Below are 19,146 nucleotides of genomic sequence, written 5' to 3' on the forward strand. Positions count from 1 at the left end.
GACGAGTGCCGGTCAGCAGTACTGCTCCAATTCCCGGCCCAGGAGCTGGGCGAACTCCCGGCGCAGGGTGGCCAGGAAGATCAGCACGACCTGGTCGGCGGCGGTGTCGGGCAGCGCGGCGGAGAACTCGCCTGGGGCGTAGACCGAGCCGAACCGCCAGCCGTCCGGGACCCGGTCGATCACCAGCACGCCTTGGGACATCGCGAAGGAGTCGTCGTCGAAGCTGAAGCTCGCCCGGCCCGCCGCCGGCACGGCCAGCCAGCGGCGCAGCGCGGCCGCCAGCTTGACCACCGGGAAGTCCTGTTCGGCGTACAGCTCGCGCCCGTCGTCCAGCAGCCGCAGTGTGCCCTCGACGTTCTCGCTGATCTCGGCGGCCGAGTGCCCGCCGGAACCCGGCCCGGCCAGCCCGGTCAGCTCCAGTTCGACCATCACCACTCCCCGCGGTCCACGGCCTCCATCATGCCCAGGCTGGCCCTGGCCACCGTCAGCGGCTTCTCCATCTGGGCCACGTGCCCGGTGCGCGGCAGCACCAGCAGCCGGGCGCTGGGCAGCAGCCGGGCCGTGCGCGGCGCCTTGCCCACGCTGACCAGCCGGTCCTCCGTGCCCCAGATCACCGTGGTGGGCGCGCTCACCTTCGGCAGCAGCCGCCACAGCGAGCCCTGGGAGAACTCCAGCCAGGCCCGGAACAAGCCCATGGTGGTCCGGCCCAGCGCCTCGCCAGCCCAGCGCATCTGCCTGCGTTCCAGGTACTCCGCCTCGGCCTCGGCCATCCGGTGCTCCGGCACCAGCTCGGGCTGGGCGAAGCACAGCCTGACCAGCTGTTCGGCCCGCTGACGTGGGGTGACCTCGGCCAGCTGCCTGCGCACCCGGCGGCCGACCAGCGGCAGCAGGGCCAGGAAGAACCGCGGGTCGGAGAACCGGCGCGGGTCCGGCCGCAGGTCGGGCACTGCCGGGGAGACCAGGGTCAGCGTGCGCACCAGGTCCGGCCTGCCCGCCGCGACCAGCAGTGAGACCACGCCGCCGAGGGAGTTGCCGAACAGGTGCACCGGGCCGCGGTCCAGGCCCTCGATGAACCTGGTCATCAGGGCCGCGGTGGCCCGCACCGAGTAGTCGTGCCCGGCCAGCGGCTCGCTCCGGCCGAAGCCCGGCGCGTCCAGGGCCAGGCCGTTCATCCGGCCGGAGAGCAGGTCGGCCAGGTCGGTCCAGTTCGTGGACGAGCCGCCGAGGCCGTGGATGAACACCGCGGTCTCCTCGGCCGGGCCAGGGGTCTCGCGCACGTGCAGCCGCACCCCGCCCGAACTTCGCACCTGCCCCGGCCAGGGCTTGCGGGTGAAGTCGGGTTCCGGCAGCGGGGTGACGGACAGCGGCGCGCGGCTCAGTGGGGCCAGGCCCGCGCCACCGGCCGTCCGCAGGGACGGTTCGGTCATCCGTCCAGGATGCGTGATCGACCTGAGAGACGCCTGAGTGGGAAAGGCTTGCCCAACCCGGGTCTACTTGCGAGTAAGGTTCGTGCGGAACGAGCACCAGGGTGTGGAGGGCAGCATGACCGACACGGCGCAACCAGGCACCGACCAGGTCGTGCGCGGCGTACGACTGCCGCGTACCGCGCGACGCGCCCAGCTGCTGGCCGCGGCCCAGGACGTCTTCGTGGCCAACGGCTATCACGCGGCGGCCATGGACGAGATCGCCGAGCGCGCCGGGGTCAGCAAACCAGTGCTCTACCAGCACTTCCCCGGCAAGCTGGAGCTGTACCTGGCGCTGCTGGAGACGCACACCGACGCACTGGTGCAGCGGGTCCGCGGGGCCATCGAGTCCACCACGGACAACAAGCTGCGGGTGCACGCCGCGGTGGCCGCCTACTTCGAGTTCGTCGACGGCGAGGGCCAGGCGTTCCGGCTGGTCTTCGAGTCCGACCTGCGCCGCGAGCCCGCCGTGCAGGACGCGGTGGACCGGGCCACGGCCTCCTGCATCGACATCATCGCCGACGTGGTGGTCGCCGACGCCGGACTCACCGCCGACCAGGCGAAACTGGTCGCGGTCGGGCTGGTCGGGCTGAGCCAGGTGACCGCCAGGTACTGGCTGGACGGCGAGCGGGCGATCCCCAAGGAAGAGGCCATCGGCCTGATGTACACGCTGGCCTGGAAGGGCATCGGCGGCGGCTTCCCGCTCCAGCACTGAGACCGCGGAAGGCGCGCGTCAGCCAGGCTGACGCGCGCCTTTGTCACACCTGCGCGGGCGCCTCGACGACCACGTTGACCAGCCGCGCGATCCGCTCGGTGACCTGCACGTCCCGCTCAAGCGGCAGCATGTGCCCCGCACCGGGGAAGACGATCAGCTCGGCCTGCGGCAGCTCCCGCGCGATCCGCTCGGCGTGCTTCTGCGGGGTCAGCCGGTCGTTGCTCCCGGCCAGCACCACCACCGGCAACCCGCGGAAGGCGGCCAGGGCCTCGCGGCGCTCGTGCAGGAACAGGTCGTCGAGGTAGCCGGTCAGGGTCAGCGGGCTGCACCCGGCGATCACCGCGGTGGTCTCGGCCACGTCGACCTTCTCCGGCCGACGGCCGAACAACATCCACTTCATCGCGGGCCGGATCGCCGCCGGGTACTTGCTCAGTCGCCGCACCTTGCGCTTGACCAGCGCTTTCCCGAACGCGCTCTGCCCGCGGATGGCCGCCCGGCCCAGCGGCCTCGGCAGGCCGAGGGTGCTGCGGCTGAGGCCGCCGCTGGCCGTGGCCACCAGCGCGACCGCGGCGATCCGCTCGGCGAAGAGCACCGGGTGCCGCTGCGCCAGGGCCATCGTGGTCATGCCGCCCATGGAGTGTCCGGCCAGCACGATCGGGCCGTCCGGGACCAGCTGGACGAGCAGTTCGGCCAGGTCGTCGGCGAGCTGTTCGATGGTGGTGCCGCCGGGCTGGGCCTGGTCGGACTGGCCGTGGCCGCGCAGGTCGTAGCGGAGCACGCGGATGTCCCCGCACCGGCCGGGCAGCGCGTGCGCGACCCGGCGCCAGCTCTGCCGGTCCAGGGTCCAGCCGTGGGCCAGCACGACCGTGACGGGGGCATCCGCGCGCCCCTGTTCCTCGACGGCGAGGCAGGTGCCGTCGCGGGTGATGAAGGTGGACACGCCCATGTCGCCGCTCACTTCTGTCCGAGGAAACCGGAGGCCCGCCACAACGCCCGGCCGGGTGAGCCGATCAGCCCTGCCTCGTCCAGGAAGCCGGTGATCCGCTCGCCTGCCCAGCCCATGGTGGTGCGGAAGTTCGGGTTGCCCAGCGCCTGCCTGCGCGCTTGTTTGGGGTCCAGTCCGACCGCGCGGTAGACCTCGGGGTGCACCAGCGAGCGGGAGACCACGAACGCGGCCCGCGCGGTGACGAACCGGTGGTAGCGCAGGGCGGCGCCGGAGCACTTCTGCATGGAACGCAGCAGCTCCTCCCGCGCGTAGCGCACGTGCCGCGCCTCCTCCAGCACGTGGATGCGGTTGACCATGCGCACCAGCGGCTGCACGGTCTCGTCCGTGGTGGACTCGCGCTGCAGCCGGTCCAGGATCTCCTCGGCGATCAGGATGCTGGCGAACATCGACGGGCCGCGGCCGATCGTCTTCATCACGTTGCCCAGCACGTGCGGCAGCCGCTGCGGGCCGTAGGCCGGCACCCCGAGCTTCTCCACCAGCTTGGCGAACATGATCGAGTGCCGGCACTCGTCGGCGATCTCGGTGAGCGCGTACTGCACGTGCCGTTGCTTGGGGTCCAGGTGGTAGACGTGCCGCACCAGCAGCTCCATCAGGATCACCTCGAACCAGATCCCGACGCTGGCCACGCAGCCGACCTCGTGCTTGGACAGCTCGATCCGCTGCTCCCGGCTCATCCGCTCCCACAGCGGCGTGCCGTAGAGGGAGACCCGGTGCTCGGGCACGAAGAACTTGTCCTCGGCCAGCGGCGCGTCCCAGTCGATGTCCACATCGGGGTCGTAGGAGTTCTTCGCTGACGAGTTCAGCAGCCGTTCGGCGGTCTTCTCCCGGTCCCCGACCTGCAAGCTCCGGCTCATGGCGTCGCCACCCTCCAACTGGATGAAGTGTTACCGGAAGTAACAGCTACCAGTGGTAACGTCCCGTGAATGGCGGATTCTGTCAAGGGGCAACCGAGCAAGCGGGGCGATGCCCGGCGCGAGCGCTGGAAGGAACACCGCAGCGTGCGTCGCGCGGAGTTCGTGGAGGCGACCATCAGGGCACTGGCCACGCACGGCCCTGACGTGGGCATGGACGAGATCGCGGCCGAGGCCGGGGTGACCAAACCGGTGATCTACCGGCACTTCTCGGACAAGGCCGACCTCTACCTCGCGGTCGGCGCGCGGGCCACCGACCTGCTGATGGAGCAGATCGTGCCCGCCATCGAACGCCGGGGCAGCCCGCGCGAGCGGATCAGCGCGGTGATCGACGCCTACCTGTGCACCATCGAGGAGCGGCCCGAGCTGTACCGCTTCATGACCCGCCGCTCCTTCGCCGACCGCCCGGTCGACGCGGACCCGGCCAGCCGTACCGAGGCGATGATCGCCTCCCGGCTGGCCAGGCTGCTCGGTGAGTACATGCGGCTGCTCGGCCTGGACTCCGGCGCGGCAGAGCCCTACGCCTTCGCCGTGGTCGGCGCGGTGGAGAAGGCCGGTGACTGGTGGCTGGAACGCCAGACCATGAGCCGGGAGAACCTGCGCGACTACCTGGTCAACATCGTCTGGCACGCCATCGACGGCTTCACCCGGATCAGCGGCGTCGAGATCGACCCGGACATGCCGCTGGATTTCGACCTGCCGTCCACCCAGTTGCGCCTGGTGCGGGAGAACCCCGACCAGCAGGAGAACCGGGAGACCTCATGAGCGAGCACGAGCACGACGAAGAGGGCTACCAGGGCAGCGCCACCCTGCTGGTGGCCGGCCGGGAGCTGCCGGTGGAGGTGCGCCTGCGCGGGCACTTCGAGCCGATCGACGGGCGTTATCACTGGTACGGCCGGATCGCCGCGCACACCGAGCTGACCGATCTGGTCCAGCGGAGCCGTCCGGAGGCCACCCTGCGCACCCCCGTCGGCGAGGCCGCGGGCGAGGTCTCCGACCAGGACCCGTGGGGCCGGTACCGGATCACCGGGCTGGGCCGCCCGCCGTTCGAGGTGGACGACGTCAACACGGTGCCGCCCGCGGAGTGACCAGGCCCGGACACAGCTCGGCCCGGTGACCGAATTCATGGTCACCGGGCCGTCAGCTGTGATTCGCGGGGGCGTCAGCTCCCGACGGCGAAGCCCACCCGACGCGCGTCCGACACGCCGATCTCCACGTAGGAGACCTTCGCGGAGGGCACCACGTACCGCTTGCCCTTGTCGTCGACCAGGCTCAGCAGGCCCTTGCTGTCACGCAGCGCCTCGGTGACCACGGCCTCGACCTCGTCCTGGGACAGCGCGCTAGAGACGACAAGCTCCCGCGGGCTGTCCGCGACGCCGATCTTGACCTCCACACCGACCTCCGTGTGCTCAAAGTGTTTTGTACTGATCGTCAGCCTAGTCGCGTCCACGCCACCGCCGTGGACCGCCCGCTCCGCCCTTGGCGAACACGATCGGGCATCAGCCGAGGCCGAGTGCGCTCATCCGCTGCGAGTGACCGGTCTGCAGCCGCTTGAACAGGGCCGCGATGCCGGAGAGGTCGCCGGAAGCCCGCACCAGCAGCTCGGCTAGCGCGTCCCGTTCGGCCACCACGTGCTGGGCCTGGGTGAGCGCCTCGCCGAGCAGGCGGCGGCCCCACAGCGCGAGCCGGTCGCGCACCTTGCGGTCATCCGCGCAGGCGGCCTGCACCTCGCGTTCGGCGAAGGCGGAGTAGCCGGTGTCGGTGAGCACCTCCAGCACCAGCTCCTTGGCCGGTGATTCCAGCCAGCCGGCGATCTCCCGGTAGAAATCAGCGGCCAGCCCGTCGCCCACGTATGCCTTGACCAGCGATTCCAGCCAGTTGTGCGGGGCGGTGGAGGCGTGGAAGGCGTCGAAGGGGGCCACGAACGGGGTCATCGCGGTCTCCACGGCCACCCCGTGCAGCGCCAGGTGCTGCTCCAGCAGCCGGAAGTGGCCGATCTCGGCGGAGGCCATGGTGGCCAGCGCGGCCCGGCCGGCCAGCGTCGGCGCGGTCCGCGCGTCCTCGGCCAGGCGGTCGAAGGCCGACAGCTCGCCGTAGGCCAGCACACCCAGTAGATCGACGATGCCGGCGTCGGCACTGCCCGTCTCGGTCATGCGGGAGAGCGTATCCGGCCACGACACCCCCTGGAGAGGCGTTCCAGCCGCTAGAATGCCTCTCGACGCCCGGCGCGCGCTGCCGAGAAGGACGATGAGGACACTGCGCGGCGCGGGGCGAGTGGAAGACGGCGACAGCAGTCGCCCAACGGAAAGGTGCGCGTACGCCTCGCCCTCCCGTGCCGCAGGCAGGAGTGACCGACCCCGGTCACCGCCCGGCTCGGTCGAGCGCATCCAGTGGCTGTACGTGCTGGTATGAGAGAGGCGATCACGCTGACCTTCGACGACAACACCACCGACCTGCGCGAACTCGATCACAGCGAGGCCGGGCTGCCCGATGAGGGCGACACCTCACATCCGCTGCGTGGCGACGCCCCGGTTCCGCCGGACGCGCCGACCTTCGCCGAGCTTGGCGTGGACGAGCGGATCGTCCGCGCGCTGGCCGAGGCAGGCATCGAGCGGACCTTCGCGATCCAGGAACTGACCCTCCCACTGGCCCTGCGTGGTGAGGATCTCATCGGCCAGGCCCGCACCGGCACCGGCAAGACGCTTGGCTTCGGCGTGCCGCTGCTGCACCGGCTGACCATCCCCGGCGACGGCACCCCGCAGGTGCTGGTCGTGGTGCCGACCAGGGAGCTGTGCCTCCAGGTCACGCACGACCTCCGGGACGCGGGCAAGCACCTCGGCGTGCGCGTGCTCGACGTCTACGGCGGCCGTCCCTACGAGCCGCAGGTGGCGGCGCTGCGCAAGGGCGTCGACGTGATCGTCGGCACCCCCGGCCGCCTGCTCGACCTGGCCGAACGCCGGGACCTGGTGCTCGGCAAGGTCCGCGCCCTGGTGCTGGACGAGGCCGACGAGATGCTCGACCTTGGCTTCCTGCCCGACATCGAGCGGATCCTGCGCATGGTGCCGGAGAAGCGGCAGACCATGCTGTTCTCCGCGACCATGCCGGGCCCGATCATCACCCTGGCCCGCACCTTCCTCACCCAGCCCACGCACATCAGGGCCGAGGAGGTCAACGCCGGGCAGACGCACGAGCTGACCGAGCAGTTCGCCTACCGGGCGCACTCGCTGGACAAGATCGAGGTCGTCTCCCGGGTGCTCCAGGCCACCGAACGCGGCCTGACCATGATCTTCACCCGGACCAAGCGCACCGCGCAGAAGCTCGCCGACGACCTGGCCGAACGCGGTTTCGCGGTCGCCCCGGTGCACGGTGACCTCGGCCAGGGCGCCCGCGAGCAGGCGCTGCGCGCCTTCCGCAGCGGCAAGGTGGACGTGCTGGTCTGCACCGACGTGGCCGCCCGCGGCATCGACGTCGGCGGGATCACGCACGTGATCAACTACCAGTGCCCCGAGGACGAGAAGGCCTACGTGCACCGCATCGGCCGGACCGGCCGCGCGGGTCGCACCGGGGTCGCGGTCACGCTGGTCGACTGGGACGAGGAGGCGCGCTGGAAGCTGATCAGCGACACCCTCGGCCTCGGCAAGCCGGAGCCGGTGGAGACCTACTCCACCTCCGACCACCTGTTCACCGACCTCAACATCGACCCCAAGTCGACGGGCCGGCTGCCGCTGTCCCAGCGCACCAGGGCCGGTCTGGACGCCGAGCACCTGGAAGAGGACGCCCCCAAGCGCGGCGGCCGCAACCGCAGCAAGCGGCCCACCAGGGGCGCGGGCAGTGACAAGCCGGTCGGCGGCAGCCCCGACAAGCCCGAGTCCGACGACCCCGGCGCGCGCCCGGCCACCAAGCGCCGCAGCCGCCGCCGCACCAGGGGCGGGGAGAACGTCGGCGGCGAGGCCACTCCCGCCGAGGCCACCGAGTCGGGCGAGCCCGCCGAGGCCAAGACCAGGACGCGCACCCGCACCCGGTCCCGCGCCAAGACCGCCGACGCCCCCGCCAAGGCCGAGGTGAGCACCGAGGCCCCGGCCGAGGTCGCCGTCAAGGCCCCGGCCAAGGCGAAGGTCGCGGCCAAGGCCGAGGTCAGCGCCAAGGCAGAGGTCACGGCCGAGGCTCCGGCCGAGGCGGCCACGAAGCCCAGGGTCCGCAAGGCCAGCACCGCGGTCAGCTTCACCGCCCCGGAGGCCCCGGCCTTCAGCGCCCCGGAGGCGGCCCCGGCCGCCGACGGCGACGCCCCGGCCCGCAGGCGGCGTCGCCGCCGCACCGGCGAGGCCCCGGCCGAGTAACCAGCGCCACCACGAACGGCCCTTCCCAGCGGGGAGGGCCGTTCCGCGTACCCGGGGGGCCGAGGGGACTACGGTGGTCCCCGTGCCGCCCGAGCAGAACGCCGCGCCCGAGGACCCCGCCGCCCGCGACGCCGCCCAGGCCCAGCCGGAACAGCCCGGCACCCCGGCCAACCCCGAGCAGCCCAGCGCCGAGTCGGGCGAGCCCGCGACCGAGGCCCCCGCCGAACCCGCCGCCGTCCAGGCCGAGCCCGCCGCAACCCCGGCAGAGCCAGCGTCCGCCGCGATCCCGGGCGACACACCCACCGAGCCATCGGCCGCTGCGTCCGAGCCCCCGGCCCTCTCGGCGGAGGCCCCGGCCGTCGCCCCCGCCGAGGCCGTCCCGGCCGAGCCACTCCTGGCCGCTCCCCTGCTCCCCGGCGCCCTGCTCGCCGAGTCCGCCGCCACCCCGAGCGACGCCGAACCCCCGCCCCCCGTCCCGCCCCGCTCCTTCGTCACCCGCTGGGACCTGGTCGCCACCGCCGTCATCACCGTCACCCTGCTGGTCGCCGCCCTGCTCGTCTGGACCTTCAGCGACGCCCGCGCCACCGTCTCCCAGACCAGCAACCCCCCGCTCCCCCTGCTCGACGCCCCCACCTCCCTGCCGCCCACGCTGGCCGAGGTCTGGCGCGCGCCCAGCACCGCGACCCAGAACGCCGTGACCACCGCCCAGGTCGTGGTCACCGCGGACAACGGCGCCGTGGTCGGCCGGGATCCGCTCAGCGGGCAGGAGCGCTGGCGGTACCAGCGGGATCTGCCGCTGTGCACCGTGGCCCCGGCCTTCGGCCAGATCCTGGCCGTCTTCCAGCGTGGGGACACCTGCAGCGAGGTCACCGCGCTGGATCCGGCCACCGGCAAGCGCGGGGCGCAGCGCAACGGGGACGCGGAGGTGGGCACCCGGCTGCTCGTCGACGGGGTGCACCTGACCACCACCGGCAAGAAGTACCTTGAGGGCTGGCGCTCGGATCTGGTCAAGACCCAGGAGTACGGCCAGGTCAGGGCCATGGTGCAGCCGGGAAAGCAGCTGCGGACGGGGTGCACCTACGGCTCGGTGGCGGTGACGCCCAACCGGGTCGGCGTGATCGAGCGCTGCCCGGACGACCCGGGTGACCGGCTCACCGTGTTCAAGCCCAACCCCAAGGACTTCGACAAGCCAGAGGCGTCGATGAGCGTGGTGCTCAGCGGCAGTGGCGCCAGGGTGATCGCGCTCGGGCCGGACCGGGTGGCCGCCGCACTGCCCGACCCGGCGCGGCTGGCCATCTACGACGGCAATGGCGCGCCCGTCTCCGAGGTGCCGCTGAACCTGCCGGCGAGCGACCTCCAGGGCGATCCGGACGGTGGTGTGGCGCCGACGACGGTCGCGCTGAGCGCGCGCTGCTCGGACGGCACGGCCACCCCGCTGACCTTCGCCGCGAACACCACCTGCCCGAGCGGGGAACCGGCCTCCACGGTGCCGACCGTCGTCTACTGGTGGACCGGCTCCAGGACGATCGCGCTGGCCTCGGCCACCATGACTCCACTGTGGACGATGGAGAACACGCTCGGCCCCGGCACGCTGTTCGCGGGCAGGCTGATGGTGCCCACCCCGGCCGGACTGTCCGTGGCGGACCCGAACTCCGGCGCGCTGCTGGGCAGGCTGCCGCTCAACCGGGAGGGCTACCGCGGGCTGGTGACGCTGGCCAGTGCCGGGCCGGTCCTGGTCGAGCAGCGCGGCGGCACGCTGGTGGCGCTGCGCTGAGCAGGTTTCGCGATTTCCGGGCTTCGGTGAGGCAGACTCAGCACGTGAGCGTGTTGCCGTACTCCCAGCTCAGCCCGCACCGGGCGCGTCGCGTCGACCTGGCGGGCGACTACGGACCGATCGCCGCCCTGCACGCGGTGCCGTCGGCCGCGGCCGACCGGGGTGCGATCGCGGTGCTGCTGCCCGGCTACACCGGGTCCAAAGAGGACTTCGTGCCGCTGCTGGACCCGTTGGCGGAGGCGGGTTTCACCGCCTACGCCATCGATCTGCCCGGCCAGTACGAGTCGCCGGGCCCGGACGACCCGTCGGCGTACCTGCCTGCCGCGCTGGGCGGGGTGATCGCCAAACTGCTCACCCAGCTCGCCGCGGGCGGCCGCAAGGTGCTGCTGCTCGGCCATTCCTTCGGCGGCCTGGTGGCCAGGGGCGCGGTACTCTCCGGGGTGCGGGTGGACGGGCTGACGCTGCTCTCCTCCGGCCCGAACGAACTGCCCGAGGGCGAACGCCGCCGCGCGCTGGAGGCCGGTGAACCCCTGCTGCGCGCCGGCGGGGTGCCCGCGGCCCAGCAACTCCGCGAGGCCCGCGACGCCGCCTCGGCGAACTGGGAGAACACCCCCGAATCGCTCAAGGAGCTGTTCCGGGTCCGATTCCTGGAGTCCAGCGCGGCCGGCCTGCTCGGCATGGCCGAGGGCCTGCGCCGCGAACCGGACCTGGTAGGCAGGCTGGCCGCGGCCCTGCGCACCGGCGGCACCCCGGCGCTGGTGGTCTGCGGCGAGCACGACGACGCCTGGTCGGTGGCCACCCAGCGGGACATGGCCGACCGCCTGGACGCCGATTTCGCCGTGGTCGCCGGGGCCGCGCACTCGGCCAACACCGAGAACCCGGAAACCCTGCTGGCCACCCTGCTCCCGACCTGGCGGGCCTGGCTGGCCTAAAGTCGCGACCGTGCTCCGCCACGTCACCGCGACCAGATACGTCACCCCGCTGCGCGAGGGTGGTTCGCTGCCCGGCCTGATGGAGGCCGACGACCTGGGCACCTACGTGGTGAAGTTCCGGGGTGCGGGGCAGGGGCGCAAGACGCTGGTCGCCGAGGTGGTCACCGGGGAGCTGGCGCGGGCGCTGGGGCTGCCGGTGCCGGAGCTGGTGACCGCTCAGGTGGACCAGGCGCTGGCGCCGAGTGAGCCGGACGAGGAGGTCCAGGACCTGCTCAAGGCCAGCCACGGGCTGAACCTGGGTATGGACTTCCTGCCGGGTGCGCTGGACTTCGACCCCGGCGCGTTCACCGCCGAGCCGGACTTCGCCGGGCGGGTGCTGTGGTTCGACGCGCTGACCGGCAACGTGGACCGGTCCTGGAAGAACCCGAACATGCTGTACTGGCACGGGAAACCGCAGCTCATCGACCACGGCGCCACGCTGATCTTCCACCACAACTGGCCGGGCGCGGCGGCCTCGGCGGCTCGGCCGTACAAGGCCTCCGACCACCTGCTGATCGAGTTCGGCCCGGACGTGCCTGCCGCCGACGCGGCACTGGCCCCGCTGGTCACCACCGAGTTGCTCACCGAGGTGCTGGCCAAGGTCCCGGACGACTGGCTCGCTGACGAACCCGGTTTCGACAGCACCGACGAGCTGCGCCGGGCCTACGTCAACCAGCTGAGCGCCCGCCTCGCCGCCCGCGAAGCCTGGCTGCCCGGTCTGGTGGAGACGGCGGTGAACCGGGGAAACGACCGGGTGGTCCCGGAACGGGGCCAGAACCGGCCGGAGTGGCTCAAGCACCTGCCGGGGGACGTGCGATGACCGAGCAGCGCTACCCCTTCGAGTACGCCGTGCTGCGGGTGATCCCCCGGGTCGAACGCGGTGAGTCCATCAACGCGGGCGTGCTGGTCTACTGCCACCGCCTTGGCTACCTGGGCTCCCGGGTGCACCTGGACCAGGACCGGTTGCGGGCGCTGGATCCCACCGCGGATCCGGTGGCGATCTCCTCGGTGCTGCGCTCGCTGGCCGGGGTGTGCTCGGACGCGGCGGTCGGGCCGACCGCGGAGCAGAGCATCGGGCAGCGGTTCCGCCAGCTCACCGCGCCGAAGAGCACGGTGATCCAGCCCGGTCCGGTGCACACCGGCCTGACCACCGACCCGGCCGCGGAGACCGAACGCCTGCTGCGCCTGCTGGTGCTGCCCTAGCCGCCCAGCGCGGCGGTCAGTTCGGTCCGGCCGGAGACGCCGAGCTTGCGGTAGGCGTTGGTCAGGTGCATCTCCACCGTGCGCACGCCCACGGTCAGTTCGGCCGCGATCTGCGGGTTGGACCGGCCGTCCGCGGCCAGTGCGGCCACCCGCCGCTCGGTGCCGGTCAGCGCCGCCGGACCGGTGTGCTCGGCCCGCCGCTGCCGCCCGCCGGCCGCCCGCAACCCGGCCTTTGCCCGGCGGCCCACCGCGATCGCGCCGCACTGCTCGGCCACGGCCAGCGCCCGGCGCAGGGTCTCCCGCGCGGACTGCTCCGCGCCCAGCCGGTGCCGCAGCAGCCCCAGGTCGGCGAGCACCTCGGCGTGCACCAGGCCCACTTCGGCCTGTTCGACCACGGCCAGCGCCTCGGCCAGCAAAGCCTCCCCGGCCCGGCCGCCGGTGACCGTACCCGCCACCCGCAGCACCGTGCCCAGCGTCCAGGGCAGCCCCCACTGCCGGGCCGCGGCCAGCTCCGGGGCGAGGGCGGTCAGTGCCTCGCTCCGGCGGCCCGCGGCGTGCAGGGCGAGGGCCTGGTAGCCGCGCCAGGGGATCACCGCCGGGTTGCGCACGTCCCAGACGGCGAGCCTGCGGCCGCATTCGGTGAAGTCGGCCAGTGCGCCGTCCAGGTCGCCCAGCGCCAGCCGGAGCCTGCCGCGCACGTCCAGGACCTGGTTGAAGTGCCAGAGTTCCGGGAGTTCGCCGTCCAGTTCCATCCGGTAGAGCAGTTCGAGGGCGTCGTCGGTGCGGTCCAGGGCGAGCAGCACGTCCAGGTAGTGCGCGTACCGGTGCGCGGCCAGGGGTTGCCAGCCGGGATCGCGGTCGCCGATGGACTCCTCGGCGTCGGCCAGCGCCAGGTCGAGCCTGCCCTGGCGGAGCCGGACCTGGACGCGCAGGCAGGTGGACAGCGCGTAGCGCAGGAAGGAGCCCTGCCGCCGGGCGTGCGTGACCGCCTCGCTGGTCACCGCGGCGGCCCGGTCCAGGTCGTCGCAGCGGATCAGGGTCATCACCGCGGACATGTGCGGGCCCCAGTGCTCGGTGTAGAGCGCCGGACCGGCCAGTGCCCGCCGGGCCTGGGCCACCGCCAGCGCGGGTGAGCCGAGCCGGAACACCTCGTGGCAGGAGCGCAGGCCGAGCAGGCCGGACTCATCCGTCTCGGCCACCGCGGCCAGCCGCTGGGTGATCATCGGCGCGGTGCCGCTGTGCTGCCAGCCCAGGAAGTACAGCTCGCTCTGCAGGTAGCCGTGCGCGCTGCCGCCCTCGGCCGCGGTCACCGCGGCGGTGATCAGGGACAGGCCCTCGGCACCGCGGCCGACGGTGAGCAGCGCCCTGGCCAGGTCCACGGTCAGCCCCGGTTTGGCCTGGTCCTCGGCGCGCTCGTGCGCGATGCCCAGGGTGCGCACCGCGGCCAGTCCGTCGAAGTGCAGCTGCGCCCGGCCCAGTTCGGCGTGCAGCTCCGGCGCGACCTCCGGGCCCTCCTCGATCGCGCGGGCCAGGTAGGCGGCGCTGGTCTCCGGCGCGCCCCTGGTCCTGGCCACCGCGGCCGCCGCCCGCAGCGCGGTCACCCGCCAGGTCACGCCGGCGGGCGCCACCGGCAGCAGGTGGGTGGCCACCTGGTCCGGTCCGGCCCGCTCGAACCCGGCCGCGCGGGCCTGCATCAGCTCGGCCACCCGCTCGTGCAGCGCGGAACGTGCCCCGGTCGGCAGATCCCGGTAGACCACCTCGCGCACCATCGGATGCACGAACCGCGGACCGTCCACAGCGAACAGTCCCAACGCGACCAACCGCCGCACACACGCCTGCACCTGCGGCCCGCCCAGCCCGGTCAGCCGCTCGACCTGGGCCAGGGTGGCCGCCGGACCGAGCACCGCGACCGCGTCGGCGACCTGGCCGGTCTCCGGCGGGCACCGGCGCAGCCGCCCGAGCACGCCGGTGGCGATCGCGGCCACCCCGAACTCCGGCACCAGCCCGGTCTCCTCGGCCGCCCCGGTGACCCGGTGCGCGCGCAGGCCGCGGAGCAATTCGGTCAGCAGCAACGGATTCCCGCCGGTGGAGTCCACACAGGCGGCCGCGAACTCGGCCGCCACCGGCCCGCCCAGCTCGACCCTGGCCAGGTCCCCGACGGCGGTCGCGCTCAACGGCTCCGGCCGCAGCACCTGACACAGTGGACTGGCCAGGATCTCCTCCACCGCCCGCGGATCGGCCGGGGTCTCCCCCGCGCGCACCGCGAGCAGCAGGCCGACCGGCAGCCCGTCCAGCCGCCGGGCCAGGTAGGCCAGCCAGCGCAGCGAGGACAGGTCGGCCCAGTGCACATCGTCGACCAGCACCAGGAACGGCCCGTGGTCGGCGAATCCGGCCAGCAGCCAGTAGAGCCCGTGCAGGGCCGCGCCGAGCGCGTCCGCGGGCACCGCGTCCACCGGACCGGGCGCCTCCTCCAGCACCGGCCGGGCGAACCGGGCCGGGCCGGTGAACCACTGCTCCCGGCGGGCCGCCCCGGCCGCGGCCAGTCGCGGTTCGATCAGCTGGCGCACCACGCCGAAGCCGAACTGCCGCTCCAGCTCGCTGCCCACCCCGGTCACCACCGGCAGCCCGGCCACCTCGGCCCGCGCCCGCACCGAACGCAGCAGCGTGGTCTTGCCGATCCCGGCCGGGCCGTCGAGCACGACCAGCGCCGAGCCACCGTCCCGCACCCGGCGCACCAGGTCCTCGAGCACGGCGAGTTCGGCCCCCCGTTCCAGCACGGTCCGCTCCGGCATGCGCTCCCCTCGGCTTTGTGCCGATGCTAGTGAGCGGCCGCGGGTGCGACCGCTCACATCCGATTTTCGAGTCAATACCCCAACCGAAGGACTTACCGAAGCCATAGGCCGCCGCCGCAGGTCGGCACCCCCGTCCGCCTGGCCCGGCCGAACCCGTTGTGCCACCGGCAAACCCCACGGTTGCCAGGACCGCTCGCCGGTGCCTGGATGGACCCGGACGAAAGGACGTGCCGGTGCGGGTGGCGGTGATCGGGGGCGCGGGGTTCGTCGGCGCCCGCCTGATCACCGAGCTGGCCGCCCAGGGCCACCGCGTGCTCAGCCCGGCGGCCCGGGAGATCGAGGTCCTCTTCCTCACCGCCCGGCTCAGCCCGGCCATCCTGCGCCGGATCCTGGCCTGCGCCCCGCGCCGCCTGGTCTGCCTCAGCTCGGACGCCGCCGTGCAGCACGGCCAACCCCTGGTCGAGGCCACCGAACTCAGCCCGCGCCAGCCCCGTTCGCCCTCACCAAGGGCCGCCGCCACGGCCCGCGCCGAAGCCGCGTTGCTGGCCACCGGCCTGGCCCCGGTGCTGATCCGGCCAAGGCTGTTGTGGGGCGCGGGCGATGCACGCACGCCCCGGCTGCGCGCGGCGGTGCGCGCGGACCGGTTCCGCTGGATCGGCGGCGGTTCCCAGCTCACCGACACCACGCACGTGGCCAACGCGGTGCACGCACTGCTGCTGGCCGCCCGGCGTGGCCGTCCGGGCGAGAGTTACTTCGTCACCGACCACGACCCGGTGGCCTACCGGCACTTCATCGCCGACCTGCTCGCCGCCGACGGCCTGACCGCCCCGACCAGGTCGATCTCCTACCGCCGGGCGCATGCCCTGACCGCGCTCAGCGAGACCAGCTGGCAGGCCCTGCGGCTGCCCGGCCCGCCGCCGCTGGACTACCTGACGCTGTGGCGTGCGGGCCTGACCGGCACCCTGGACATCAGCAAGGCCCGCGTCCAGCTCGGCTACGAACCGGTGCGCACCCGCGGTCAGGGCCTGGCCGAACTACGCGACGACCTGGCCTACGCGGTCTAGCTCCACCACCACAGCCACAGCGCGGCCCCGGCCACCACCAGCACGCCGATCCCGGCGCCCCAGGCCCCGGCCCCGGTCCGCCGGTCGGCGAAGAACTGCAGCAGCACCGCCAGCACCGCGGCCACCACGTGCCCGATCACCGCGAACCAGCCCGGCCCGGCCCAGGACTCGGTGGCGGCGAAGATCTGCGCGCCGATCACCAGCACCGCCAGCAGCACCACCGCGGCCGCCACCGACCCGCTCAGGCCGCGCAGCACCGCACCCAGCCGGACCCGGCGCGGTGTCTCGTCCAATGCTCCGGTCATGGGGCCAGCATCGCCCACGGCTCGATCTCCGGTGCGGCCGCCCGGCCTTCCGGGCAGTGCCTGCGGAAATCGCACCAGGTGCAGTGCCGTCCGGTCACCGTCGGGAACAACGCCTCCCGGTCGCCACCGGCGGCCAGCTCCTCCCCGGCCGTGGCCAGCTCGTCGGCGGCCTCCTCGGCGCGGCGGACCTGGCGGGCCAGCGACTCGTCGGTGTGCTCCCAGCTCAGCACCTGACCGGTGGGCAGGTGGTGCAGTTCGACCTGGTGGCAGGGCCGCCGCAACGTGCGGGCCGCGGCCAGCGCGTACAGCGCCAGCGCCTGCGAACCCCTGGCGTCATCGGTGGTCAGCGCGTGCCTGCCGGTCTTGTAGTCGACGATGACCAGCTCGCCGTCCCGCTCGTCGATCCGGTCCACCCGGCCCTCGGCCACGATCCGCCCGGTCGGCGCGGACACCCAGCGCTCCAGCCCGACCGGCTCGATGCTCACATCGGTGTTGGCCACGTACTCGTGCACCCAGCCGCGGGCCCGCTCCCGGTAGGTCCCGGCCTGCTCGCCGTCCTGGAAGCCGTCGCCCTTCCAGTGCCGGACCACCAGCGCCTCGGCCTGTTCCGGGGTGCGCCGGGCCACCGGCAGGTCGAAGAAGGCACGCAGCGCGTTGTGCACCACCGCGCCCAGCGTGTTGTGCGCCCAGGCCCCGCCACGCGGCAGCGCCGGGCGGTCCAGGTAGCTCATCCGGTACCGCCGAGGACACCCGGTCCAGGTGGCCAGCTTCGCCGGCGTCACCCGCACCAGTTTGCGCGGCATGCCTTCCAGTTCCAGTCCAAGCTGACCCACGACGCCCACCGTACGCACCCCCACCGACACTCTCCGCGTCGGCGGTCACACTCAGCCGAGTACCGGCACCGCGCTCGCCTTGGCCACCAGCGCCTCCAGCTGCTCCGGCGCGGTGGTCTCGGCCGCCAGCCGGACGGTCTTGTTGGTGCCGTGGTAGTCGCTGGAGCCGGTGATCACCAGGTTCTCCGCCTGGGCCAGCGCACGCAGCTCGTCCCGGTCGGCGGGCTCGTGGTCGGGGTGGTCGACCTCCACCCCGGTCAGCCCGTGCCGGACCAGGTCCCTGATCACCTCGGCCTCGACCACCGGACCGCGCCGCCGGGCGAAGGGGTGCGCGAACACGGTCACCCCACCCGCCTCGGCGATCATCTCCACCGCGCGCTGGACCGGGGTGTCGGTGCGCGGCAGGTAGTAGGCCCCGCCATCGCGCAGGTACTTCGCGAACGCCTCGTCCACCGTGTTCACCAGCCCGGCCTTGACCAGCACGCGGGCCAGGTGCGGGCGGCCGACCGAGGCGTCGGGGGCCAGCCCGGCGAACATCGCGTCCGGGTCCACCGGCACCCCGTCGGCGGCCATCCGCTCGGCGATCAGCCGCAGCCGGGCGCGGCGCTCGGCGCGCAGCCGGGTCTGTTCGGCCACGATCGCGGGCGAGTCCGGGTCGAACAGGTAGGCCAGCAGGTGCACGGTCACCCGGCTGCCCCGGCCGTCCGGCGCGATGCAGGACAGCTCAGCGCCCCTGACCACGCGAAGGCCGGCCGGGCGAGACTGCTCAGCCTCGGCCCAGCCGGCTGTCGTGTCGTGATCGGTGATCGCCACCGCGTGCAGTCCGGCGGCCGACGCCGCGGCCATCAGTTCGGCCGGGGTGTCGGTTCCGTCGGACGCGGTCGTGTGGGCGTGCAGGTCGATGAGCACACCCACGAGTGTGGACCATTCAGCCGATGATCTTCTTACCGGCTGTTTGCTTCTTGGCCTTCATCATGGTGAAGCGCTCGGCCTGGGCCTTCTTGTCACCGAACACCAGCTCGGAGATGGCGTCGTTGATCTGCTCCGGCTTCGGCAGGTACTCGATCTTGTTGAGCGCCTGGATCTGACCGGCCGACTCGACCACGATCGTGCCGTAACCGAGCATCCGCCCGGTCATGGTCCGCTCGAAGGTCAGGTCGGTCACCTTGGTCACCGGCATCATGGCCACCTTGGTGGTGAACACCCCACTGGTGATCATGAAGCGCTTGTCCGTGATGACCAGTCGTTCGACCCACCAGTCGATGACGATGTAGGCGAACCGGAGCAGGATGACCAGCGCCGCGTACCACAGGAGGTTCTGGATGATCCAGGCATCCGGTGGCAGCAGGTAGGAGATCATCACTGCTCCGGCGAGCAGCGCCATCGCCTCGAAGATGTCCCAGAGCAGACTGGCCCAGTGCCGGCGCACGCGGATGACGCGCCGCTCGGTGTCGAGCAGGTACTCGTCTGAGTCACGAGGCGAGAACACGTGTGGCTACCCCCGGCCGCTAGTTGAACAGCGACCGGACGAAGGTGATGATCGACTCTGCCGCGCCACGAAGCGTGCCGAGGATGCCGGTGACGCCGTCCGCTGCCTGCGTTGGCTGTGTAACGAGCAAGAAGAGAACCAGAGCAACACCTGCGAAGATCAGGATCTTCTTCAAGTTCATGTAAACCAACCCCGTCCGCTAACGGCCTTGTTGGCGCCTGCGGAACCGTTGTACCGCACTCCGCCGCGCTATGGCAGATTTGTACCGCACTTGGGGCAGCGG

At 72.8% G+C, this 19,146-nt stretch carries 20 protein-coding genes and 1 pseudogene; 9 read left to right on the plus strand and 12 right to left on the minus strand.

Annotated features, from left to right (window positions below; translation table 11 throughout):
- Nucleotides 1-12 precede the first annotated feature (12 nt).
- Both HNR67_RS00270 and HNR67_RS00275 read right to left on the minus strand, forming a co-directional pair.
- Complete coding sequence (locus HNR67_RS00270) at nucleotides 13-429, minus strand: DUF7878 domain-containing protein (RefSeq protein WP_184999989.1); 417 nt, start codon at nucleotides 427-429, stop codon at nucleotides 13-15.
- Entirely contained in the window at nucleotides 429-1,427 is a 999-nt protein-coding gene (locus HNR67_RS00275) for an alpha/beta fold hydrolase (protein ID WP_184999990.1), read from the minus strand. Before HNR67_RS00275 ends, HNR67_RS00270 begins: the two co-directional genes overlap by 1 nt.
- A gap of 115 nt (nucleotides 1,428-1,542) precedes the next feature.
- Here HNR67_RS00275 and HNR67_RS00280 point away from each other — a divergent pair, with 115 nt between their 5' ends.
- Nucleotides 1,543-2,178 (plus strand): TetR/AcrR family transcriptional regulator, encoded by a 636-nt coding sequence (locus HNR67_RS00280; protein WP_184999991.1) that lies wholly within the window; start codon nucleotides 1,543-1,545, stop codon nucleotides 2,176-2,178.
- 43 nt (nucleotides 2,179-2,221) lie between these two features.
- On the opposite strand, the gene HNR67_RS00285 is transcribed toward HNR67_RS00280, so the two are convergent.
- Both HNR67_RS00285 and HNR67_RS00290 read right to left on the minus strand, forming a co-directional pair.
- Entirely contained in the window at nucleotides 2,222-3,124 is a 903-nt protein-coding gene (locus tag HNR67_RS00285) for an alpha/beta fold hydrolase (RefSeq protein ID WP_184999992.1), read from the minus strand.
- 8 nt (nucleotides 3,125-3,132) lie between these two features.
- Nucleotides 3,133-4,038 (minus strand): AurF N-oxygenase family protein, encoded by a 906-nt coding sequence (locus HNR67_RS00290; RefSeq protein ID WP_184999993.1) that lies wholly within the window; start codon nucleotides 4,036-4,038, stop codon nucleotides 3,133-3,135.
- 69 nt (nucleotides 4,039-4,107) lie between these two features.
- Here HNR67_RS00290 and HNR67_RS00295 point away from each other — a divergent pair, with 69 nt between their 5' ends.
- Both HNR67_RS00295 and HNR67_RS00300 read left to right on the plus strand, forming a co-directional pair.
- A complete protein-coding gene (locus HNR67_RS00295; RefSeq protein WP_184999994.1) occupies nucleotides 4,108-4,860 on the plus strand; it encodes a TetR/AcrR family transcriptional regulator in 753 nt (250 codons plus the stop codon).
- Nucleotides 4,857-5,183, plus strand: a complete 327-nt coding sequence (locus HNR67_RS00300; RefSeq protein WP_184999995.1) for a DUF4873 domain-containing protein — start codon at nucleotides 4,857-4,859, stop codon at nucleotides 5,181-5,183. The genes HNR67_RS00295 and HNR67_RS00300 overlap by 4 nt, the downstream gene beginning before the upstream one ends.
- Before the next feature lie 74 nt (nucleotides 5,184-5,257).
- Here HNR67_RS00300 and HNR67_RS44005 read toward each other — a convergent pair whose 3' ends face one another.
- Nucleotides 5,258-5,488, minus strand: coding sequence for a DUF3107 domain-containing protein (locus HNR67_RS44005; RefSeq protein ID WP_184999996.1), 231 nt, complete (start codon nucleotides 5,486-5,488; stop codon nucleotides 5,258-5,260).
- Between the two features lie 106 nt (nucleotides 5,489-5,594).
- A complete protein-coding gene (locus HNR67_RS00310) occupies nucleotides 5,595-6,248 on the minus strand; it encodes a ferritin-like fold-containing protein (protein WP_184999997.1) in 654 nt (217 codons plus the stop codon).
- A 255-nt stretch (nucleotides 6,249-6,503) separates the two neighbouring features.
- On the opposite strand from HNR67_RS00310, the pseudogene HNR67_RS00315 reads away from it, so the two are divergent.
- The 5 genes and pseudogenes from HNR67_RS00315 to HNR67_RS00335 all read left to right on the plus strand — a co-directional run.
- Nucleotides 6,504-8,156: pseudogene (locus tag HNR67_RS00315) on the plus strand (DEAD/DEAH box helicase); the annotation flags it as partial.
- A gap of 358 nt (nucleotides 8,157-8,514) precedes the next feature.
- A complete protein-coding gene (locus HNR67_RS00320) occupies nucleotides 8,515-10,206 on the plus strand; it encodes an Rv3212 family protein (protein ID WP_184999999.1) in 1,692 nt (563 codons plus the stop codon).
- A 44-nt stretch (nucleotides 10,207-10,250) separates the two neighbouring features.
- Nucleotides 10,251-11,138, plus strand: coding sequence for an alpha/beta fold hydrolase (locus tag HNR67_RS00325; RefSeq protein ID WP_407645104.1), 888 nt, complete (start codon nucleotides 10,251-10,253; stop codon nucleotides 11,136-11,138).
- Nucleotides 11,139-11,148: 10 nt separating this feature from the next.
- Complete coding sequence (locus HNR67_RS00330; protein ID WP_185000000.1) at nucleotides 11,149-11,997, plus strand: HipA family kinase; 849 nt, start codon at nucleotides 11,149-11,151, stop codon at nucleotides 11,995-11,997.
- The gene (locus tag HNR67_RS00335) at nucleotides 11,994-12,380 is read left to right on the plus strand and encodes a DUF3037 domain-containing protein (protein ID WP_185000001.1); all 387 of its coding nucleotides are present in this window, start codon (nucleotides 11,994-11,996) and stop codon (nucleotides 12,378-12,380) included. Before HNR67_RS00330 ends, HNR67_RS00335 begins: the two co-directional genes overlap by 4 nt.
- Here the strand turns inward: HNR67_RS00335 and HNR67_RS00340 are convergent.
- Complete coding sequence (locus HNR67_RS00340) at nucleotides 12,377-15,172, minus strand: ATP-binding protein (protein WP_185000002.1); 2,796 nt, start codon at nucleotides 15,170-15,172, stop codon at nucleotides 12,377-12,379. The two genes, HNR67_RS00335 and HNR67_RS00340, sit on opposite strands and share 4 nt — an antisense overlap.
- A 233-nt stretch (nucleotides 15,173-15,405) precedes the next feature.
- Between HNR67_RS00340 and HNR67_RS00345 the strand changes: the two genes are divergently transcribed.
- The gene (locus tag HNR67_RS00345; RefSeq protein ID WP_185000003.1) at nucleotides 15,406-16,236 is read left to right on the plus strand and encodes an NAD-dependent epimerase/dehydratase family protein; all 831 of its coding nucleotides are present in this window, start codon (nucleotides 15,406-15,408) and stop codon (nucleotides 16,234-16,236) included.
- Here the strand turns inward: HNR67_RS00345 and HNR67_RS00350 are convergent.
- Genes HNR67_RS00350 through HNR67_RS00370 form a run of 5 tightly spaced genes read right to left on the minus strand, consistent with a single transcriptional unit; the run spans nucleotide 16,233 to nucleotide 19,044 of the window.
- Nucleotides 16,233-16,541 carry a hypothetical protein gene (locus HNR67_RS00350; RefSeq protein WP_185000004.1) on the minus strand — a complete coding sequence of 103 codons (309 nt, stop codon included), beginning with the start codon at nucleotides 16,539-16,541 and terminating at the stop codon, nucleotides 16,233-16,235. The genes HNR67_RS00345 and HNR67_RS00350 overlap by 4 nt on opposite strands.
- Nucleotides 16,538-17,374: a RecB family exonuclease gene (locus HNR67_RS00355; RefSeq protein ID WP_407645105.1), complete on the minus strand. Its 837-nt coding sequence runs from the start codon at nucleotides 17,372-17,374 to the stop codon at nucleotides 16,538-16,540. The genes HNR67_RS00350 and HNR67_RS00355 overlap by 4 nt, the downstream gene beginning before the upstream one ends.
- 51 nt (nucleotides 17,375-17,425) lie before the next feature.
- Entirely contained in the window at nucleotides 17,426-18,283 is an 858-nt protein-coding gene (locus HNR67_RS00360; RefSeq protein WP_185000005.1) for a PHP domain-containing protein, read from the minus strand.
- A gap of 19 nt (nucleotides 18,284-18,302) precedes the next feature.
- Nucleotides 18,303-18,863, minus strand: coding sequence for a PH domain-containing protein (locus HNR67_RS00365; RefSeq protein ID WP_185000006.1), 561 nt, complete (start codon nucleotides 18,861-18,863; stop codon nucleotides 18,303-18,305).
- 19 nt (nucleotides 18,864-18,882) lie between these two features.
- Nucleotides 18,883-19,044 (minus strand): hypothetical protein, encoded by a 162-nt coding sequence (locus HNR67_RS00370; RefSeq protein WP_185000007.1) that lies wholly within the window; start codon nucleotides 19,042-19,044, stop codon nucleotides 18,883-18,885.
- Nucleotides 19,045-19,146: the final 102 nt, after the last annotated feature.

The organism is Crossiella cryophila (genome assembly GCF_014204915.1).
In the GTDB taxonomy this organism is placed as follows: Bacteria; Actinomycetota; Actinomycetes; order Mycobacteriales; family Pseudonocardiaceae; genus Crossiella; species Crossiella cryophila.